The organism is Cellulomonas rhizosphaerae, assembly GCF_003470205.1.
GTDB lineage: Bacteria > Actinomycetota > Actinomycetes > Actinomycetales > Cellulomonadaceae > Cellulomonas > Cellulomonas rhizosphaerae.
Window position 1 is genome coordinate 1 of record NZ_QWKP01000079.1, and the last position, 5259, is coordinate 5259.

4 protein-coding genes are annotated in these 5259 nt (G+C 70.4%); 3 read left to right on the forward strand and 1 reads right to left on the reverse strand.

Annotated elements, in window-relative coordinates:
• Positions 1 to 586: ABC transporter permease (locus D1825_RS01395; RefSeq protein WP_138067254.1), on the forward strand; the 586-nt coding region annotated here is incomplete at its 5' end.
• Between the two features lie 11 nt (positions 587 to 597).
• Here the strand turns inward: D1825_RS01395 and D1825_RS01400 are convergent.
• Entirely contained in the window at positions 598 to 1185 is a 588-nt protein-coding gene (locus D1825_RS01400) for a PH domain-containing protein (RefSeq protein ID WP_138067255.1), read from the reverse strand.
• A gap of 68 nt (positions 1186 to 1253) precedes the next feature.
• Between D1825_RS01400 and D1825_RS01405 the strand changes: the two genes are divergently transcribed.
• Both D1825_RS01405 and typA read left to right on the forward strand, forming a co-directional pair.
• Positions 1254 to 3092, forward strand: coding sequence for an ABC transporter ATP-binding protein (locus D1825_RS01405; RefSeq protein WP_118765725.1), 1839 nt, complete (start codon positions 1254 to 1256; stop codon positions 3090 to 3092).
• Between the two features lie 161 nt (positions 3093 to 3253).
• Positions 3254 to 5191 carry a translational GTPase TypA gene (gene typA, locus D1825_RS01410; protein ID WP_118765726.1) on the forward strand — a complete coding sequence of 646 codons (1938 nt, stop codon included), beginning with the start codon at positions 3254 to 3256 and terminating at the stop codon, positions 5189 to 5191.
• The last annotated feature ends 68 nt before the right edge of the window (positions 5192 to 5259 follow it).

Consider the following 5259-nt stretch of genomic DNA (forward strand, 5'->3'; position numbering starts at 1 on the left):
CCTGTTCATCACGGTGCCGGTCCTCGTGATCGGCGCGGTGGTCGGAAAGATCACCGGTGGCGTCAGCGCGGCGGTGTTCGCGGCCTCGATGGGCCTGCTCCTGTGGACCAGCCTCGCCCGCCTGGTGCGTGGTGAGTTCCTCGCGCTGCGCGAGCGGGAGTTCGTCGACGCGGCCCGGGTGGCCGGTGCGAGCAGCCCGCGCATCATCTTCAAGCACATCCTGCCGAACGCTGTCGGCACGATCATCGTGAGCACCACCTTGCTGATGAGCTCGGCGATCCTGCTCGAGACCGCACTGTCGTTCCTCGGGTTCGGCATCCGCGAGCCCGAGATCTCGCTCGGTGCGCTCATCTCGCAGTACCAGCAGGCGTTCTCCACGCGTCCCTGGCTGTTCTGGTGGCCGGGTCTGTTCATCGTGATCATCGCGCTGACGATCAACTTCATCGGCGACGGTCTGCGCGACGCGTTCGACCCGCGGCAGAAGCGGATCCCGTCCGAGCGGAAGATGTCGCGCGCGGATGCTGTTGCTGGTCGCCCCGCAGGCATCATGCCGATGCAGACGCAGGACACGCAGGGTCGTCCGTGATGACCCGCAGTTCAGCCGAGCAGCAGCACGGCGGCCGTAGCCACGGCCAGCACGACGACGCCCGCCACGGTGCGGGTGTGCGTCCGGCGCTGGACGTGCACGCCCTCGGCGGTGGCCGGCAGGTAGCCGGCCGCCGTCAGGGCGGACTGGCGACGCTCGATCTCCTCGACGACTGCCTCGGCGGTCCCCTGGCGCAGGACGACCCCGTCCTTCGCCGCGGGCACGCTCTCGTCGCGGCCCCGGCGCAGGCGCCGCGCGGACGAGCTGGAACGGGGCGCGGCCCACACGGGCACGTCCCCGTCGGTCGTGTGCAGCACGAGCGACAGCTTGAGCGTGCTGCCGCGGTACGTCGGCCAGGGCAGCGTCGCGGTGCGCCACACGTTGCGGACCTCGACCAGGCCGTCGCTGACCTCGACGCGTGGACGCCAGTACATGGCCCACACGACGAGCACCACGAGCGCAGCGGGGACGGCCAGTTGCACGCCCGCGCCGAGGCCGTCGTGCGTCGCCACCGCGACGACCGCCACCACGGCGGCCACCGACGCGGCGATCGTCAGCCAACGGCCGTATCTCGACGAGAAGACATGTGTGGGGCTCACGCGCCCATGCTCCCAGAACCGCAGCAGGTGAACGGCCCGTTCGGGCTGCTCCCGCTCCCGCAGGAAGGATGCTGACCGTGGCCATCGACACAGCAGCAGCGCCGCTCCCCGCCGACACGACCGCACCCGTGCTGGAGGTGAACGGACTGGGCGTCGACTTCTTCGTCGACGGGACCTGGTACCCGGCGGCGAGCGGGGTCACGTACACCGTCGCCCCGGGCGAGGTCCTCGCGATCGTCGGCGAGTCCGGCTCGGGCAAGACCCAGTCCTCCATGGCGCTCATGGGCCTGCTCCCGCCGAACGGCCGCGCGAACGGTTCCGCGAAGCTGGGAGACCGCGAGCTCATCGGCATGCCTGCGCACCGCCTGCGCCGCATCCGCGGCCGCGAGGTCGCGATGATCTTCCAGGAGCCGATGACGGCCCTGAACCCGGTCTTCACGATCGGCTTCCAGATCATCGAGACGCTGCGGACGCACTTCGAGATGGGCCCGTCCGAGGCGCGCAAGCGTGCCATCGAGCTGCTGACGCTCGTCGAGCTGCCCGACCCGACCAAGCGCGTCGACTTCTACCCGCACCAGCTCTCCGGCGGCCAGCGTCAGCGCGCGATGATCGCCCAGGCGCTCGCGTGCGACCCGAAGCTGCTCATCGCCGACGAGCCGACCACGGCGCTCGACGTCACGGTGCAGGCCGAGATCCTCAAGCTCATGCGCGACCTGCGCAGCCGCATCGACTCGGGCATCGTGCTCATCACGCACGACATGGGCGTCGTCGCGGACATGGCGGACAAGATCATCGTCATGAAGGACGGCCTCGTTGTCGAGCAGGGCGCGGCGGCGGACATCTTCGCCCGGCCGCAGCACCCGTACACGATCAAGCTGCTCGAGTCCGTGCCGCACCTGGGCCGCAGCGCCGAGGCGCTGCAGGTCGAGGAGCAGGGTGGCCCGGTCCTCGAGAAGGAGGCGCGCGACGACCGCGTCGTGGTGCTCGAGGCCAAGAACATGGTCATCGAGTACCCGGGCCGTCGCCGCACGCCGGCGTTCCGTGCCGTGGACGGCGTCGACCTGACGCTGCACGCCGGCGAGGTCGTCGGCCTCGTGGGCGAGTCCGGCTCGGGCAAGACGACCATCGGGCGCGCCGTCGTCGGGCTCCTGCCCGTCACGAGCGGCGAGCTCAAGATCGTCGGGCAGAACATGGTCGGGGCGTCCAACCGAGACCTCAAGCCGCTGCGCACCGAGGTGGGCATCGTCTTCCAGGACCCGGGCTCCTCGCTCAACCCCCGCCTGCCGATCGGCGAGTCCATCGCCGAGCCGCTGCTGCTGCACCGTGGCATCAAGGGCAAGGCGGCCTCCAGCGCGGTCGAGAAGCTGCTCGACCAGGTCCAGCTGCCGCGCGCGATGCGCAACCGCTACCCGCACGAGCTGTCCGGTGGACAGCGCCAGCGCGTGGGCATCGCCCGCTCGCTCGCGCTCGAGCCCAAGCTGCTCGTGGCCGACGAGCCGACGTCCGCGCTCGACGTCTCGGTCCAGGCGACCGTGCTGGAGCTCTTCCAGGAGCTGCAGCGCGAGCACGGCTTCGCGTGCCTGTTCATCAGCCACGACCTGGCCGTCGTCGAGATGCTGTCCGACCGGATCGCGGTCATGCACAACGGCAAGCTCGTCGAGGTGGGCGCTACCGCGCAGGTGGTCAACCACCCGAAGGACCCGTACACCCAGCGGCTGCTCGCGGCCGTGCCGGTGCCGGACCCCGACGCGCAGCGCGCTCGCCGCGAGGCCCGCGACGCCCTGCTCGAGGAGCAGCGCGCCCAGCTGTCCGCGGACGAGCTCGCGCAGGCCGACGAGGCAGCACGCCTCGAGGCGCACGACATCTCCGAGGTCGACAACGAGCGAGAGCCGGGTCGCGGCTTCTGATCGCCCGGTCGGCCCCGGGGTTATCCTGGGGCCGACCGCCTTTCGTCCCCCACTCTTGACAAGTGGGGCGACTCACGTATGCCTGCGCGCCCGCAGCCGGTAGAATCGACCGGCGCCCCACGACGCGGCGCGCTCCCACCTTCTGCTGAGATGAGTTCCGCATGCCTACCGACGCGATCACTGCGCCGACCAGCGTTCGCGCCGACGTGCGCAACGTCGCCATCGTGGCGCACGTCGACCACGGCAAGACGACCCTGGTCGACGCGATGCTCTGGCAGGCCGGCGCGTTCGGTGCGCACGCCCACGTCGAGGACCGCGCGATGGACTCCGGTGACCTCGAGCGCGAGAAGGGCATCACGATCCTCGCGAAGAACACCGCGGTGCACTACTCCGGTCCCGCGGCCGCGGAGAACGGCCAGCCCGACGGCATCACGATCAACGTCATCGACACCCCGGGCCACGCCGACTTCGGTGGCGAGGTCGAGCGCGGCCTGTCGATGGTCGACGGCGTCGTCCTGCTCGTCGACGCGTCCGAGGGCCCGCTGCCCCAGACGCGCTTCGTGCTGCGCAAGGCGCTCGTCGCCAAGCTGCCCGTGATCCTCGTCGTCAACAAGGTCGACCGCCCCGACGCCCGCATCGAGGAGGTCGTGCACGAGGCGACCGACCTGCTGCTGGGCCTCGCGTCCGACCTGCACGACGAGGTCCCGGACCTGGACCTCGACGCGATCCTCGACGTCCCCGTCGTCTACGCCGCCGCCAAGGCCGGCCGCGCGTCGGTCAACCTCCCGGAGAACGGCGGCCTGCCGGACTCCGAGACGCTCGAGCCGCTGTTCAAGATGATCCTCGAGAAGATCCCGGCGCCCACGTACACCGAGGGACACCCGCTGCAGGCGCATGTCACCAACCTCGACGCGTCGCCGTTCCTCGGCCGCCTCGCGCTGCTGCGCATCTTCAACGGCGACATCCGCAAGGGCCAGGTCGTGGCCTGGGCGCGCGCCGACGGCACGATGCAGAACGTCAAGATCACCGAGCTGCTCGAGACCAAGGGTCTCGAGCGCGTGACCACGGAGTCGGCCGGCCCCGGCGACATCGTGGCCGTCGCCGGCATCGAGAACATCACCATCGGCGAGACGCTGACCGACCCCGAGAACCCGCGCCCGCTGCCGCTCATCACGGTCGACGACCCCGCGATCTCGATGACCATCGGTATCAACACGTCGCCGCTGGCCGGCAAGGGCGGCAAGGGCCACAAGGTCACCGCCCGCCAGGTCAAGGACCGCCTCGACAAGGAGCTCATCGGCAACGTGTCGCTCCGCGTCCTGCCGACCGAGCGTCCCGACGCCTGGGAGGTCCAGGGCCGTGGCGAGCTCGCGCTGGCGATCCTCGTCGAGCAGATGCGCCGCGAGGGCTTCGAGCTCACCGTCGGCAAGCCGCAGGTCGTCACGCGCAAGGTCGACGGCAAGGTGCACGAGCCCGTCGAGCGCATGACGATCGACGTCCCCGAGGAGTACCTCGGCTCGGTCACGCAGCTGCTCGCGCAGCGCAAGGGCCGCATGGAGACCATGTCGAACCACGGCACCGGCTGGGTCCGCATGGAGTTCCTGGTCCCCGCGCGTGGCCTCATCGGCTTCCGCACGCGGTTCCTCACGGACACCCGCGGCACCGGCATCGCGTCGTCGATCGCCGAGGGCTACGAGCCGTGGGCCGGCGCCATCGAGACCCGCATCAACGGCTCGCTCGTCGCGGACCGCTCGGGCGTCGTCACGCCGTTCGCCATGATCAACCTGCAGGAGCGCGGCTCGTTCTTCGTCGACCCGACGCAGGAGGTCTACGAGGGTCAGATCGTCGGCGAGAACGCGCGCAACGAGGACATGGACGTCAACATCACCAAGGAGAAGAAGCTCACGAACATGCGCGCTGCCAGCAGCGACACGTTCGAGAACCTCACCCCTCCGCGCAAGCTGACGCTCGAGGAGTCGCTGGAGTTCGCCCGCGAGGACGAGTGCGTCGAGGTGACCCCGGAGATCGTCCGCATCCGCAAGGTGGTGCTCGACCAGTCCGAGCGCGCCCGCATCACGGCACGCAACAAGAAGTCCTGACCTCCCGCGCCATGCCCGCGACGACGGAGCCCACCACCCCTGCGGGGGCGGTGGGCTCCGTCGTCGGC

Bases quoted from the DNA above. Each gene is read 5' to 3' on its own strand.
- D1825_RS01405 (WP_118765725.1), top strand. From the start codon at position 1,254: ATGCTGACCGTGGCCATCGACACAGCAGCAGCGCCGCTCCCCGCCGAC.
- typA (WP_118765726.1), top strand. From the start codon at position 3,254: ATGCCTACCGACGCGATCACTGCGCCGACCAGCGTTCGCGCCGACGTG.